The following is a 14,817-nucleotide window of genomic DNA, read 5'->3' as shown; positions in this document are numbered from 1 at the left end:
AGCTTTTTCTAATCTTTTTTTGAAAATTTCTTTTCTCTTTAATTAGCCTTCTTGTCAGTATTTCGGTGAACGTTTATCGCTGTTGCGGGTGCAAAAGTACCACCTTTATTCAGTTAAACAAGCCTTTTTCCCAAGTTTTTTTAATCTTTTTTATAAGTTACTGGTATCTTGATTTTTACAAGGCAAAATTTTTTTCATCGTTTTGGAGGCATTGGCGTTTTTAGCTGTTTTGCTACGCTTTGTCTGGTTCTGCCGCGAAGGCACTAAGACGCAAAGTCTTCTTTTTTCTATGCTTTTTTTATCTCGCAGAGGTGCAGAGGTGCTGTCTTTTACTTCTTTTTCTTCTGGAAGTGTCATTTCATTCGGAAATTTTCTTCTGAAAACTCATCCCCTAGCCCCGATAGCAGTGGAAATCCTTTTTGCGGCGGGGTTCGCCGTAAAAAGATTGCAACGGATAGCGGGATGAAGCTCCTTATTAAAATTCTAAACTTAAAAAGAGCTTCGACCTCGCTCTGCCGGACATTACTATATATTATAGTATTCGTGAATTAGATTTCTGCGTTTTATACGTAACGTAGACGCACTGATGCGCGCCTCTACGGAAAATTGGAACACAATTATAATGTTACATATATATGTATAAAAAACAAACCCGACTGGTTTTAGAAAAACCTGTCGGGTTGTGGGAATGAAATCTACTCTTATATCTAGTATACTTATATATGTATACTTTCGTTTAGGCCGTCGATTGCTTCTTTTGTGATTTGAATGCTTTTTAGTTTTGCCTGATGATCAAAGATTGGACTTGTTACCATTAGTTCGTCTATTCTTGCATAGTCAATGAACTTTTTCAAATCGGTTATTAATTGTTCTTTGCTTCCTGTGAAGGTCCCAGCTGTCATTTGATTCACATGGAAACGTTCTTGTTCATTCATTATATCATCTAATGATGGAACCGGCGGCTGTAAACCTTTACGGTCGTTTCTAATTAGGTTCAGAAACATTTGATACAAACTTGTAGACAATAGTTCTGCTTCTTCGTTTGTGTCTGCTGCAATGATATTAACACAAGCCATTGTTTTTGGTTTGTCTAAATATTCTGAAGGCTGGAAATTTTCGCGGTAAAATTCAAATGCTTGGATCATCAACTTTGGTGCAAAGTGTCCAGCAAAAGCATAAGGCAAGCCATAAGCTGCTGCTAAAGCTGCACTATCCATACTTGATCCTAAAATCCAAATTGGGACTTTTAAGCCTTCGGCTGGGAATGCACGCACTTTTCCTGTTTCATTTTCACTTGAAAAATACTCTTGAAGTTTGCTTACGTTTTGCGGAAAACGCTGAGCCTGCTCAAAAAAGTCTTTACGAATTGCTTCAGCGGTTGGCTGGTCTGTTCCAGGCGCCCTTCCTAAACCTAAATCGATTCGGTTTGGATAAAGTGTTTCCAGGGTTCCAAATTGTTCGGCAACTACTAAAGGAGAATGATTCGGAAGCATAATTCCGCCAGAACCAACTCGGATATTTTTGGTATGACTTGCAACATAACCAATTAAAACCACTGTTGCTGTACTTGCAACATGTGCTATATTGTGATGTTCTGCAAGCCAAAATCGCTTGTATCCTAAAGTATCTGCTAATTGTGCTATGTCTTTTGTTTTTTGAAATGTTTCTGTGGCATTGCTATCCTGAGTAATGATAGCGAGCTCTAATAATGAGACTGAAATCGGTTTTTTCATATAAAAAAATGCTAATATGCAAAATTAACGCATTTATATGGATGCCTTTTGTTTTCTAATGTTAATAGAATTATAATATTCTCAAAAGGTTTAAAATAAGTATTTTTCAATAATTAATTATTGTTTTACGATAATTAATTATACATTTGCAATATCAATCTAACTTTTAAGTATATGAAGACAACTCATATTGTATCTAGAATATTATTTTACTTTACCCGATTTTTGGCTGTGGTTTATTTCTTTTTGGCCGCATATTCTCTTTTTACTTTGGTAACAGGGTTGTTTTTGACTTTTAAGGACAACGGAAAATATTTTCAGGTTTGCTATCCTTTTACTTCTCATCCATTAATGTTAGGGGATTACAATCTTCCGTATATTCTTTTTGATTTTTTGGCTCCACTGAGTTTGTATGGGCTTTTCTTTTTATTGAGCAGTAATGTTTTTAAAGTATTTTTTCAACCTAAACTGTTTACTCAAAATGGAATTTCTCATTTAAGACGTTTCTATTTATCCAATTTATTAATCCCAAGTATTGTACTATTTGTGGCTTTCTTTTTTGTTCCGCTGGATAATGAAGTCTCAATTTTTATTCTATTACACGGAATGCTTGGTGTTTTTGCTTACTTTTTAGCGGCCATTTTTAAACAAGGTTTAAACCTTCAGAACGAACAAGACTTATTTATATAACTATGCCAATAATTGTAAATGTTGATGTAATGCTTGCTAAACGCAAGATGCAGAGTAAAGAGTTGGCAGAAAAACTAGATATCACGCCTGCCAATTTATCGATTCTAAAAACTGGAAAAGCAAAAGGAATTCGGTTTGATACTCTCGAAGCTATTTGTAAAATATTGGATTGTCAACCTGGCGATATTTTAGAATATGTAGCAGAATAGCTTTCTTTTAAATCTTATTTCACTCTTAATAAATCGGTTTTTGAAGCCGACGGGTATTCTATTGCCTAAATTTTTCAAATCACATTTTAATTCAATCATCAAAATCAATCAAAAAATGAACAGTTTATCAATCCAAAATCTCAGCAAAACGTATGAGAACGGCACAAAAGCGATTGACCAATTATCGCTTGAAATTACAAACGGAATGTTTGGTTTACTCGGACCAAACGGCGCTGGAAAATCGACTTTAATGCGAACTATTGCCGCTTTGCAGGAACCGACTTCGGGAATTATTGAATTTAACGGAATTAATATTCTGGAAAATCCAATGTTTATCAGGCAAAATTTGGGTTATCTGCCACAGGAATTTGGCGTTTATCCTAAAATTTCTGCTTATCACCTGCTCGATCATTTGGCGGTTTTAAAAGGAATCGTTAATAAAAAGGAACGTCACGATCAAATTTTATATTTATTACAGCAGACGAATTTATTGGAACACAAAGACAAAGCGGTTCATTCTTTTTCCGGCGGTATGCGTCAGCGCTTTGGAATTGCTCAAGCTTTACTTGGAAATCCGAAGATTATTATTGTGGATGAACCTACTGCGGGGCTTGATCCGGAGGAAAGAAACCGATTTAATAATTTGCTGAGTGAAATTGGCGAAAGCATTATTGTAGTTCTATCGACTCATATTGTAGAAGACGTTCGTGATTTATGTCCTAAAATGGCCATTATTTCTAACGGAAAATTGATTTTGGAAGGAAAGCCAAACGAAGCGATCGATTCTTTGAAAGATAAAATCTGGATGAAGGCGATTCAGAAAACAGAACTTAAGGACCATCAATCGAATTTTAATATTATTTCGTCCAACTTAAATTCAGGGAAAATCAATATTCATGTTTTTTCAGATGAAAGGCCAGATTCTGGTTTCGAATTGATCTCGCCCGATTTAAGCGATGTTTATTTTAGTGTTTTAGCTCAAAATCAATTTAAAAATTAAGGTTATGCTTTCTAAATTAATTCAATTTGAATGGCATAACAATACCAGAAGCTGGACTTTTTATGCCACGTTTATCATTTATTTGGTTTTAGGATTTTTTGTGAGTGCTTTTGCGAACTTCTCTTTTTCGGGTTCTTACAAAAATAGTCCGTACGTATTGACTTATGCGATTGGTCTCATTTCACTGATGACGATATTTTCGATTACACTTCAGGTTGCACAGAGTTTCTTAAAGGAATATGAAACGAAATTTGATTCGATTATTTTCTCCTCTCCTATTTCTCAGTTCCATTATTTGGCTCCAAAATTTATTACCGCATTTATAATCGCCGTAGTTTCTTTTGGAATGTTTATCGTTGGAATGATCGTTGGGCATCAAATGTCGTGGCTTTCTAAAAGCGAGATTGGTCCTTTTGAAATTATAAATTATCTCTGGCCGTATTTTGTTATTGTGATTCCGAATATTTTCCTGTGCCTTTCCATATTGACGGCTTTGGCCTGGATTACTAGAAGTAAACTCTTTATTTATGTTGGCGGTTTATTAATCTACATCTTATATATTGCGGGTTCGATTTTTTCTAATTCGCCGATCTTTGCAAATGCTTCTCCTTCTTCGGCGAAAGCCATGTCTTTGTCCGCAAAAATAGATCCGTTTGGTTTGGGAGCGTTTTTAGAACAAACAAGATATTGGACTGCAATTGAAAAAAACACCGAATTGGTTTCGCTTTCCGGTAACTTTCTTTTCAACAGAATGCTGTGGTTTTCTGTTGCGATACTTTTACTTTTTGTTTCGTATCGATTGTTTTCCTTCCGAAAAACGAAAACTAAAAAGATAAAAACCTCAAAAAATTTTTCAAAAGAAGCGAAAGTCTTTTCTTCGGAAATTCCAAAAAACATCGAATTCAAAACTTTCAAACATAATTTTGGTGTTTTTAAAAGCAATATCAAGCTGGATATTTTTTTAGTTCTAAAAGGAATTCCGTTTTTATTGATTGTTCTTTTGTTTTCGGGATTATTGGCAATTGAAATTTCGGATGAAATTGACGGCGGAATCCGATTAGCCGAAAAAATTACGGATACGGCTTTGATGATTTCCACGATAGTGGATCGTTTGCCATTTATTCTGATTCTAATTCTCCTTTTTTACAGCAGTGAATTAGTAAACCGAAGCGAAAATTCGAGATTTGAAATGCTGGAAAATACTGCACCGTATTCTCAATTTGTAGTTTTACTTTCGAAATTGACGGCACTTTTTATTATTCCGTTAATCATTATCAGCATTAGTATTTTGATTGGATGCGCCTTTCAGATTGCGAATGCAAATGCTCCAATCGAAATTGGTCTTTATCTTTCTTTGTTTTATTATCTCGGTTTTCCGTTGTTGTTGATCTCAATTTTGGTAATTGCGATTCAGACTTTTATTAAAAACAAATATATCGGACTTTCCGTTGCTTCTTTTATATGTCTTCTATTTTGCACCGGAATTGGAGAACAATTGGGAATTTCGCATCCTTTACTGCGATTTGGAGATGCTTTTAAAAGAGAATATTTTGATTTGAATGGTTTCGGAAAATACACCTTTCCGTTTCATATTTCGATGTTGTACAATTTCGGATTGGCTTTACTGCTTCTTACTTTGACTGGAATTTTATGGAAAAGAAATGCTTCAATCCTAAAAACTTTTCGAAGAAATTCATTTAATGCCTTTCAGAAAGCAACTTTCTCCTTGGGAATTATTCTTTTTATTGGTTTTGGAAGTTATCTTTTTTATAAAACCAATATCGAATATCCGTATTTGACTGAAGAAGATCAAAATAACTGGAGCGAGAAATATGAAAATCAATTTAAAAAATATACTAAACTGCCTCAGCCTACGATCGTTTCTGTAAAAAGTAAAGTCGATTTGTTTCCTGAGGAAAATCGTTATGAAGTAAAAGGCACTTATGAATTGATCAATAATTCTGAAAAACCTATTGATAGTTTACTCCTATATATAGATCGAAATTCGAAACTAACTTCTGTTGAAATTCCGAATTCTAAAAATCTGGATGATGTCTCGGCATTTCAACATTATTGGTATCGATTGGAAAAACCTTTACAGCCTCAGCAGAAAATGAAAATGAGTTTTTCTTTTGAGTCGTCGTGGTCACCATTTAAAGGACACACTGCTTTTAATTCTATAATTGAAAATGGATCGTTTATGCGCATAAGCCGTTACTTTCCGCTTTTTGGTTATCAGGAATCGAATGAAATCAGCAGTAAAAAAGAGCGTGCAAAAAGGCATTTGAAACCACAGACACCTCTTAAAAAGCTAGAAGACAAATCGGAAATTAGATATGATTTTGTTGATTATGATGCTGTAGTTTCGACTTCTAAAAATCAAACGGCGATTGGTGTTGGAGATTTAATTGGGAATTGGACAAAATACAACCGCAATTATTTTCATTATAAATCTAATGGCAAGATTCCGTTTCGATTTGCTTTTTCTTCTGCGGAATATCAAATTCAAAAAACGAATTATAAAGGCATTTCGATTGAAGTTTTTTATGATAAAAGACATTCCAGAAACATCAAAAAACTAATTCAGGATGTAAAAAACACTTTAGATTACTGCCAAACTAATTTCGGTAAATATCCGTATAAAACGATTCGTTATGCCGAAATTTCCGCTTTCGCCGATGGATTTGCTGCAACTTCTTATCCGTCGACGGTTTTTATGAAAGAGAATTTCGGATTTTATAGCAACCTCAACAACAAGGACAAGGAAGATGTAATTAATCAATTAACGGCGCATGAATTGTCACATGAATGGTGGGGAAATTCCCAGATCAATCCAGAACAAAAAGAAGGAAGTTGGATTTTGACCGAAACTTTGGCGCAATACACGGAATTGATGCTTTATGAAAAAGAACATAGTTTGGAAAAAGCGCTCGAAACTTTAAAAATTCATCTCGATTTATATTTGAGCAGTCGAAGTTATGATCCAGAAACACCTTTGTATAAAACGAATTACGAAACTCCACATTTACCTTATGATAAAGGAATGCTGGTGATGCATCAGCTTTGGGTTTTAATTGGAGAAGAAAAAGTAAATCTGGCTTTGAAAAATTTTCTGAATCATAATAAATATCCAAATCCGTTTCCTGATTCTGAGAGTTTATTAAAGGAAATTTATGGGGTGACAGATAAAAAACTGTATTCTAAATTAGATGAAATGTTTAAGCAGATTATTACGTATTCGTCAAAAATAGAATCGGTTGCAAGTAGTAGAAAGAATGGTTTTTATGAAGTTTCTTTTAAAGCGGTTTCTGAAAAATTTAGAGAAAATGCAACGGGAGAACGACAACCAATTGCAAACGATGCTACAATTGATATTGGAATTTATGATGAAAACGGAAAACTATTTCGTTATCCTTTCGCTATCAAAAACAATAAATTTGAAGGTAAAATCAAACTGAAAACAAAACCTCAACGCATTGTGATTGATCCGTATTTAATGAATATTGATACTTTTATTAAGGACAACGAGAAAGAAATTGATTAGATTTTTTGCCACGAATTCCACAAATTTCCACGAATTTTTAATTTTAGTTTTTCGCAAATGCTCAAAATATAGCTCGCAGTTTCAACTGCGGGAAACGTTACGAATTGGGTGTAATTATATATTGTGTATGTGGTTGAAACCACGGGCTATGTTTGAAATAAAAACCAGTCAAAAAATAGGAATTAGAGAAATTCTTGAATTCGCGGCAAAAAATAATTTCCTCTGAATCAAAAAAGAGAACTGATTTAAAACCTAAATTTGTACATCAAAATACCAATTTAGTTTTAGCTTATCTGCAAATGACACACAAAATTTTAATTATAGACGACGAAGAAAAACTAAGAAGTCTGCTGGCGCGTATTATAAAATCGGAAGGATTTGAAGTTTTTGAAGCCAAAGATTTAAAATCAGGTTTTAAGAAACTCGAACAAACCGAAATTGATGTCGTTTTGTGTGATGTTAAACTTCCTGACGGAAATGGTGTCGATTTTCTTCAAAACATAAAAGGAAATTTCCCATTGACAGAAGTTATTCTATTAACGGCCTTTGGAAATATTCCAGATGGAGTTCAGGCGATGAAAAATGGCGCTTTTGATTATATTGTAAAAGGAGATGATAACGATAAAATTATTCCGCTTCTTTACAAAGCCGTCGAAAAAGTGCATTTGCAAAAAAAAGTGCAGCAGCTTGAAAAACGAATCAATGATAAATATTCATTTAAAACTATCATTGGAAAATCAAAAGGTCTTGAACAGGTAATTGATTTGGCACAAAAAGTAGCAAAAACAGATTCGACTGTTTTACTTACAGGTGAAACTGGAACTGGGAAAGAAGTTTTTGCACAGGCTATTCATGAAAACAGTAATCGAGCAGGAAAATCATTTGTGGCTTTAAACTGCAGTACTTTCAGCAAAGAAATTCTGGAAAGCGAATTATTCGGTCACAAACAAGGAGCTTTTACAGGAGCTTTAAAAGATAAAAAAGGTTTTATTGAAGAGGCAAACGGCGGTACTTTATTTCTAGACGAAATTGGTGAAATGCCAATTGACCTTCAGGCTAAATTATTAAGGGTTTTAGAAACCAGCGAATATATTCCTGTTGGTGATACTACCTCAAAAAAATCAAACTTTAGATTAATTGCTGCTACAAACCGAGATCTAAAAACAGAAAGTGATGAACATCGTTTTCGTTCTGATTTGTATTTCCGTTTAAATATTTTCGAAATTAAGCTTCCTTCTTTAAGAGAAAGAATTAAAGATATTCCCGTATTGGCTCATTACTTCGTTAAACAGTTTTCTGAAAAAACGAATAAAAAAACATTACACATTGCAGATGATTTCCTGCAGAAGCTAGAAAATTATTCTTGGCCTGGAAATATCCGCGAACTTAAAAATATTATCGAGAGATCGGTTATTTTGAGTAATGGAGATACTTTAACTTCAGATGTTCTGCCTTATGAGATGCAGCATCAAGCAGAAAAAAATTCAAAACCAATGTCAGCTTTCTCAATGCAAAGTGTTGAAAAGCTTCATATTCAAAAAGTTTTAAACTATACAAAAGGAAATAAAGCTGAAACAGCACGATTATTAGAAATTGGGATTGCGACTTTGTATCGAAAAATTGAAGAATATGGGATAGAAAATTCCAAAATTTAAAAATTCCAAATTCCAATGGCAATGTCAATATAAATATAAATATAAATATCAATTTTCAAAGCTTCGGAGAAGCGCAATATTTATAGATTATCCCATTGCCATTAAAATAAAAAGCTCCAGCGGAACGAAACCTACACAATCCATAAAAATACCACCCCGCTGGGGCTCTGATAAATATGAATTTGTAATGTTCTATAAATATTCCACTTCTTCGAAGTTTAAAAATACATATCAAAACGAGAAAAGCTTATCAAAATGATAGGCTTTTTTTATGCCTTTTTTTTGGCACAAAACTACATTCCTTTTATTGACAACACTTTAGATACAACTTCATTTTTTCGGAACATATTTTGGCATAAGGAGAGAGAACATTAAAAATTCATTCCAAATGAAAAACCAAGTCACCTCAATCTGCAAACAAGCTGAACGCTTTGCTGAGATAACCAAAAAATCTATTATTTCAGGAAATATCGTTCGAGCAAAAAAATGCCTGGCTCTTGCTGAACGTCTATTTGTAACCGGAAGTATCGAAACAAAAAATGCCATTTCTAATGTGTATGTTTTCTCAGTTTCTTCTTTTATGGAAATGCGTCACTGCAATATTTCACATCTTTTTCCTCAAACCCTTAAAGCGGAATATATCAAGCAGGTTAATGCCTCTGGCGTTTAAAAAGTTTAATCGGTTAACTGTTTAATTGTTTAATCGAAAAAATCTTAAATCTAAAGTCTACAATCTTAAATCTAAAATAATCTCCTATGATCACTTTTCTTTTACTCGGGCTGGCCGTTGTGCTGTTTGCCATTTGTTTTCTCTCTGTTGAATTTTTTGAAAAAATCTAAATCATGACTGCACTATTTATTATTTCAATCGCTGTTTTCGTGTATTTGATATATGTATTAATCAAACCCGAAAAATTTTAAATCATGTAAAAAGTGAAATGACTTATGTGAAATGTAAACGCAAATTTTATTCATCAACTCATTTTACAAATCACCTCTCACCTTTCACTAAAAAATATAAAAATTATGAACACAGAATTATTAGGCGTTATTGGTATTTTTATCCTAACCATTGTTTTAGCGATTCCTTTAGGAAAATATATTGCTAAAGTTTATTTGGGTGATAAAACACTTTTTGACCCGATTTTCAATCCAATTGAAAAATTTATTTTTAAAATAAGCGGTATAAATCCTGCTGAAGAAATGAACTGGAAACAACACTTAAAAGCACTTTTAAGTATTAATATGGTGTGGTTCTTTCTTTGCTTTTTTGTCTTATTATCTCAAGGTTCTTTACCTCTTAACCCAGATAACAACCCATCTATGACACCTGATCTGGCATTTAACACTGCTATTTCATTTTTAGTCAATTGTAACTTACAGCACTATTCAGGCGAAAGCGGGGTTTCTTACCTTTCACAAATCGTCTTGATGTTTCTTCAATTTGTTTCTGCTGGTATCGGATTGGCCGCTGCTGCAATGGTATTTACTGCAATGAAAGAAAGAACTACTGAACAACTGGGTAATTTTTACAATTATTTCATCAAAAGCTGTACTCGTATTTTATTACCGCTTTCAGCAATTGTAGCAATCGCTTTAGTTTTTGGCGGAACTCCAATGACTTTTGAAGGAAAAGATGCTATTACAACTTTACAAGGTGAAAAAGTAGAAGTATCGAGAGGTCCTGCTGCTGCTTTTATTGCTATTAAACATATTGGTACAAATGGCGGCGGATTTTTTGGAGCTAACTCCTCACATCCGTTAGAAAACCCAACATATTTTACAAATGCAGTTGAACTTTGGGCACAAATGATTGTTCCGTTTGCGATGATTTTTGCTTTAGGTTTTTATTTAAAGAAAAGAAAATTATCCTACATAATCTTCGGAGTAATGACAGTTGGATTCCTATTATTAGTAACTCCAACAGTTATAAGCGAAATTAACGGAAATCCTGCTATCGAAAAAATGGGAATCGCTCAGACAACTGGAGCTATGGAAGGAAAAGAAGTTCGGTTTGGGCCAGCAATATCAGGTTTTTGGAGTATTGCGACAACCGTAATTTCTACAGGCTCTGTAAATAGTATGCACGATAGTTCTATGCCTGTTTCGGGTGCAATGGAATTACTAGCTATGATGGTTAATGCCTTTTACGGCGGATGTGGTGTTGGTATTTTGAATTACTACATTTTTATTATTCTGGCGGTATTTATCTCCGGATTAATGGTTGGTCGAACTCCTGAATTTTTAGGAAAGAAAATCGAAGCTCGGGAAGTAAAAATAGCTGCTTTTATCGCCATTCTTCACCCATTATTAATATTATCAGGAACTGCTTTAGCTTCTTACTTTACTGCGCATGATACGGCAATGGGGTATTGGTTCAACGGAAATGCGACGGGCTGGTTAAATAATCCTGGAAATCATGGATTCTCAGAAATGTTATACGAATATACTTCAAGCGCAGCCAACAACGGTTCTGGTTTTGAAGGTCTGGGAGATAATAATCCGTTTTGGAATATCACTACAGGAATTGTGTTGCTTTTAAGCCGTTTTATTCCAATCATCGGACCATTGGCAATTGCAGGTTTATTGGCTGGTAAAAAATACATTCCTGAGAGTGCAGGAACTTTAAAAACGGATACATCAATTTTCGGAATAATGACTTTTGCAGTTATTGCAATTATCGCTGCTTTATCATTCTTCCCAGCGTTGACTTTAGGTCCATTGGCGGAATTCTTTACTTTAAAATAACAATTCATTTTCCAATGCTAAAAATATTTTAAACACATAGAAACATAGAATTTAAATTTATAAAAAAGAATAAAAAGAAAACTCGTTTTCACACATAACTAGAATAAAAAATTGGCAATTCGTATTTAAAAATATAGCCCGTGGTTTCAACCACGGGAAACGAATTGCAGCATCCCAGTGATTGAAACCGCTTGCTATGTTCTATAATCTATGTGTTTTTAGCGCATAACATTTAACAAATAACATTTAACTTTTTACAAGAAAATGACAACTAATAAATCCACATCATTGTTTGAAAGTAAACAGGTAAAAGAAGCCTTAGTGCAATCTTTTGTCAAGTTGAATCCAAAAATGATGATCAAAAATCCGGTAATGTTTACCGTAGAAATTGGAACAGCAATTATGTTTGCCGTTTGCATTTCAATATTAATGGGAGCAACCGACCAAGGTAGTCTTACTTATAACTTAATTGTATTTTTAATTTTACTGGCAACACTTTTATTTGCCAATTTCGCCGAAGCCATTGCCGAAGCAAGAGGAAAAGCACAAGCCGACAGTTTAAGAAAAACAAGAGAAGAAACTCCTGCAAGACAGATTCTGCCAAACGGAGAAATCAAAAATATCAGCTCTTCGGCATTAAAAAAAGACGATATTTTCGTTTGTGAAGCCGGCGATTTAATTGCTGCCGATGGCGAAATTATCGAAGGTCTGGCTACAATCGACGAAAGCGCTATTACTGGAGAAAGTGCACCTGTAATCCGCGAAGCAGGCGGAGATAAATCATCTGTAACTGGAGGAACAAAAGTATTATCTGATAAAATTAAAGTAAAAGTAACTTCTGAACCAGGCGAAAGCTTTTTAGATAAAATGATTGCTTTGGTTGAAGGTGCAAGCCGTCAGAAAACACCAAACGAAATTGCTTTAACCATTTTATTAGCCGCATTTACTTTAATCTTCGTGATTGTGTGCGTTACGCTAAAACCGTTTGCCGACTATGCCAACGCCCCCATCACGATTGCAGCTTTCATTGCTTTGTTTGTATGTTTGATTCCAACTACAATTGGAGGCTTACTTTCTGCGATTGGTATTGCGGGAATGGACAGAGCTTTACGAGCTAACGTAATCACAAAATCTGGAAAAGCGGTTGAAACTGCTGGAGATATTGATGTACTGCTTTTAGATAAAACAGGGACCATTACAATTGGGAACAGAAAAGCAACCAATTTTTATCCTTCTAAAGGAATTTCAGAAGAAGAATTTATAAAATCTGCTGTGCTAAGTTCATTAGCAGATGATACTCCGGAAGGGAAAAGTATCGTGGAATTGGCAGGAGCCGAAACTGCCAGTAAATTATCCATTGAAGGTGCTACTTTAATCAAATTTACCGCTGAAACGAGAACTTCCGGAGTTATTTTAAAAGATGGTACAAATATTAGAAAAGGTGCGCAAGATGCTGCTAAAAATATCGCGATGCAAGCAGGAAATTCTTTTCCGGATGATACTGCACAACAAGTAATTACGATTTCATCTAATGGAGGAACTCCGCTGGTTGTTATAAAAAATAATGTAGTTCAAGGTGTTATCGAACTTCAGGATATTATCAAAACCGGAATGAAAGAACGTTTTGAGCGTTTGCGAAGAATGGGAATCAAAACGGTAATGGTAACAGGTGATAATCCGCTTACAGCAAAATTTATTGCCGAAGCTGCCGGTGTTGATGATTTTATTGCCGAAGCGAAACCTGAGGATAAAATGAATTACATCCGAAAAGAACAGGCCGAAGGAAGATTGGTTGCCATGATGGGTGACGGAACAAATGATGCGCCGGCTTTGGCTCAAGCCAATGTTGGAGTTGCCATGAACAGCGGAACTCAAGCAGCAAAAGAAGCCGGAAATATGGTCGATCTTGATAATGATCCTACGAAATTAATTGAGATTGTTGAAATTGGAAAACAGCTTTTAATGACTCGAGGCACTTTAACTACTTTTTCTATTGCAAATGACGTTGCGAAATATTTTGCTATTGTTCCTGCTCTTTTTATTACTGCGATTCCTGCGCTGCAAGGTTTGAATATTATGCACTTGCATAGTCCTGAAAGTGCAATTTTATCGGCTGTAATTTTCAATGCGATTATCATTCCGATATTGATTCCGCTTGCGCTGAAAGGGGTTGATTATCGTCCAATTGGAGCGAGTGCAATTCTTAAAAGAAACCTTTTAATTTATGGTTTAGGTGGACTAATTGTTCCTTTTATTGGAATTAAAGTAATTGATTTGCTGGTAGCACTTTTTATGTAAGGTTCTAAGACGCTAAGATTCTAAGGAACTAAGGTTTTTCTCTTAGAATCGTAAATCTAACCACCTTCAAAAACACAAATTAAAAACATGACTTTAGATTGCTAAGCTTCTGAAAAAAAACTTAGAACCTTAGCAACTTAGTCCCTTAGAATCTCAAAAAAAATGAAAAATCTATTTTCTATAATAAAACTTACTGTGGCTACTTTAATATTGTTCGCAGTTATTTATCCTTTAGCGATTTACGGAATTGCAAAATTAGCTCCAAATCAAGGAAAAGGAGAAACAATTTCGGTTAACGGAAAAGTGGTCGGTTACCAAAAAATTAGTCAAAAATTCGATAAGTCGAATTATTTCTGGGGAAGACCTTCGGCTGTTGATTATAATGCCGCGGGAAGTGCCGGAAGTAACAAAGGTCCAAGTAATGCTGAATATTTAGCTTTGGTTCAAAAAAGAATTGATACACTATTACTTGTTCATCCTTACTTGAAAAAATCTGAAATTCCCGCTGATATGGTTACAGCTTCTGGAAGTGGTTTAGATCCGAATATTTCTCCGCAAGGGGCTTTGATTCAAGTAAAACGAATTGCCAAAGAAAGAAATTTAGCTGAGGCTAAAGTAAAAGCCTTGGTTGAATCTAAGATTAATTCGGCTGTTGTTGGGCCAGAAACGGTGAATGTTTTGGAATTGAATGTGGCGTTGGATCAGCTTCGCTAATTCCAAAGATGCTAAGTCGCTAAGATTCTAAGTTTTCTCTTTGCGCATTTTTGTCATTCCTCGTTCCTCGGAATGACAAACTGTGGCGAGAATTGGAATCGAAAAACTAAACTAACAGGTTTTGGAAACCTGTTAGGATATGTAAATATTATAATACAAAAACGCCTTTTTTACCCCAAATGCCCTAGCCCCGATAGTAGTGGAAATCCTTTTGTGCCGGCGTTCG

At 34.6% G+C, this 14,817-nt stretch carries 12 protein-coding genes; 10 read left to right on the top strand and 2 right to left on the bottom strand.

Annotation, left to right across the window (positions count from 1 at the left end):
* Positions 1-150 precede the first annotated feature (150 nt).
* A complete protein-coding gene (locus B0A75_RS20575) occupies positions 151-357 on the bottom strand; it encodes a hypothetical protein (RefSeq protein ID WP_089056026.1) in 207 nt (68 codons plus the stop codon).
* A 359-nt stretch (positions 358-716) separates the two neighbouring features.
* The gene (locus B0A75_RS19955; RefSeq protein WP_089056025.1) at positions 717-1,733 is read right to left on the bottom strand and encodes an LLM class flavin-dependent oxidoreductase; all 1,017 of its coding nucleotides are present in this window, start codon (positions 1,731-1,733) and stop codon (positions 717-719) included.
* A gap of 174 nt (positions 1,734-1,907) precedes the next feature.
* On the opposite strand from B0A75_RS19955, the gene B0A75_RS19950 reads away from it, so the two are divergent.
* The 10 genes from B0A75_RS19950 to B0A75_RS19905 all read left to right on the top strand — a co-directional run bounded on the left by B0A75_RS19950 (position 1,908) and on the right by B0A75_RS19905 (position 14,591).
* Positions 1,908-2,423: a DUF2975 domain-containing protein gene (locus B0A75_RS19950; RefSeq protein WP_089056024.1), complete on the top strand. Its 516-nt coding sequence runs from the start codon at positions 1,908-1,910 to the stop codon at positions 2,421-2,423.
* Positions 2,424-2,425: 2 nt separating this feature from the next.
* A complete protein-coding gene (locus B0A75_RS19945; RefSeq protein WP_012024053.1) occupies positions 2,426-2,632 on the top strand; it encodes a helix-turn-helix domain-containing protein in 207 nt (68 codons plus the stop codon).
* A gap of 115 nt (positions 2,633-2,747) precedes the next feature.
* On the top strand, positions 2,748-3,632 hold the full coding sequence (locus B0A75_RS19940) for an ABC transporter ATP-binding protein (protein ID WP_089056029.1): 885 nt from the start codon (positions 2,748-2,750) through the stop codon (positions 3,630-3,632).
* Positions 3,633-3,636: 4 nt separating this feature from the next.
* Positions 3,637-7,176, top strand: coding sequence for an ABC transporter permease/M1 family aminopeptidase (locus tag B0A75_RS19935; RefSeq protein WP_089056023.1), 3,540 nt, complete (start codon positions 3,637-3,639; stop codon positions 7,174-7,176).
* A gap of 299 nt (positions 7,177-7,475) precedes the next feature.
* On the top strand, positions 7,476-8,831 hold the full coding sequence (locus B0A75_RS19930; protein ID WP_089056022.1) for a sigma-54-dependent transcriptional regulator: 1,356 nt from the start codon (positions 7,476-7,478) through the stop codon (positions 8,829-8,831).
* Between the two features lie 388 nt (positions 8,832-9,219).
* Positions 9,220-9,501 (top strand): DUF7674 family protein, encoded by a 282-nt coding sequence (locus tag B0A75_RS19925; protein WP_089056021.1) that lies wholly within the window; start codon positions 9,220-9,222, stop codon positions 9,499-9,501.
* 173 nt (positions 9,502-9,674) lie between these two features.
* Complete coding sequence (kdpF, locus tag B0A75_RS19920) at positions 9,675-9,752, top strand: K(+)-transporting ATPase subunit F (RefSeq protein ID WP_073099479.1); 78 nt, start codon at positions 9,675-9,677, stop codon at positions 9,750-9,752.
* A 105-nt stretch (positions 9,753-9,857) separates the two neighbouring features.
* Positions 9,858-11,579, top strand: coding sequence for a potassium-transporting ATPase subunit KdpA (kdpA, locus tag B0A75_RS19915; protein ID WP_089056020.1), 1,722 nt, complete (start codon positions 9,858-9,860; stop codon positions 11,577-11,579).
* Positions 11,580-11,843: 264 nt separating this feature from the next.
* A complete protein-coding gene (gene kdpB / locus B0A75_RS19910; RefSeq protein WP_089056019.1) occupies positions 11,844-13,877 on the top strand; it encodes a potassium-transporting ATPase subunit KdpB in 2,034 nt (677 codons plus the stop codon).
* A 162-nt stretch (positions 13,878-14,039) separates the two neighbouring features.
* Entirely contained in the window at positions 14,040-14,591 is a 552-nt protein-coding gene (locus tag B0A75_RS19905) for a K(+)-transporting ATPase subunit C (protein ID WP_089056018.1), read from the top strand.
* Positions 14,592-14,817: the final 226 nt, after the last annotated feature.

It is taken from the genome of Flavobacterium oncorhynchi, from assembly GCF_002217355.1.
GTDB lineage: Bacteria > Bacteroidota > Bacteroidia > Flavobacteriales > Flavobacteriaceae > Flavobacterium > Flavobacterium oncorhynchi.
The sequence above is the reverse complement of the archived record's forward strand: the minus strand, read 5'-3'. Positions and strand labels throughout refer to the sequence as shown.

What these genes read in the sequence shown, in the direction of transcription:
- B0A75_RS20575 (WP_089056026.1), bottom strand. Translation starts at nt 357, where the DNA reads ATGACACTTCCAGAAGAAAAAGAAGTAAAAGACAGCACCTCTGCACCT.
- B0A75_RS19955 (WP_089056025.1), bottom strand. Translation starts at nt 1,733, where the DNA reads ATGAAAAAACCGATTTCAGTCTCATTATTAGAGCTCGCTATCATTACT.
- B0A75_RS19950 (WP_089056024.1), top strand. Translation starts at nt 1,908, where the DNA reads ATGAAGACAACTCATATTGTATCTAGAATATTATTTTACTTTACCCGA.
- B0A75_RS19945 (WP_012024053.1), top strand. Translation starts at nt 2,426, where the DNA reads ATGCCAATAATTGTAAATGTTGATGTAATGCTTGCTAAACGCAAGATG.
- B0A75_RS19940 (WP_089056029.1), top strand. Translation starts at nt 2,748, where the DNA reads ATGAACAGTTTATCAATCCAAAATCTCAGCAAAACGTATGAGAACGGC.
- B0A75_RS19935 (WP_089056023.1), top strand. Translation starts at nt 3,637, where the DNA reads ATGCTTTCTAAATTAATTCAATTTGAATGGCATAACAATACCAGAAGC.
- B0A75_RS19930 (WP_089056022.1), top strand. Translation starts at nt 7,476, where the DNA reads ATGACACACAAAATTTTAATTATAGACGACGAAGAAAAACTAAGAAGT.
- B0A75_RS19925 (WP_089056021.1), top strand. Translation starts at nt 9,220, where the DNA reads ATGAAAAACCAAGTCACCTCAATCTGCAAACAAGCTGAACGCTTTGCT.
- kdpF (WP_073099479.1), top strand. Translation starts at nt 9,675, where the DNA reads ATGACTGCACTATTTATTATTTCAATCGCTGTTTTCGTGTATTTGATA.
- kdpA (WP_089056020.1), top strand. Translation starts at nt 9,858, where the DNA reads ATGAACACAGAATTATTAGGCGTTATTGGTATTTTTATCCTAACCATT.
- kdpB (WP_089056019.1), top strand. Translation starts at nt 11,844, where the DNA reads ATGACAACTAATAAATCCACATCATTGTTTGAAAGTAAACAGGTAAAA.
- B0A75_RS19905 (WP_089056018.1), top strand. Translation starts at nt 14,040, where the DNA reads ATGAAAAATCTATTTTCTATAATAAAACTTACTGTGGCTACTTTAATA.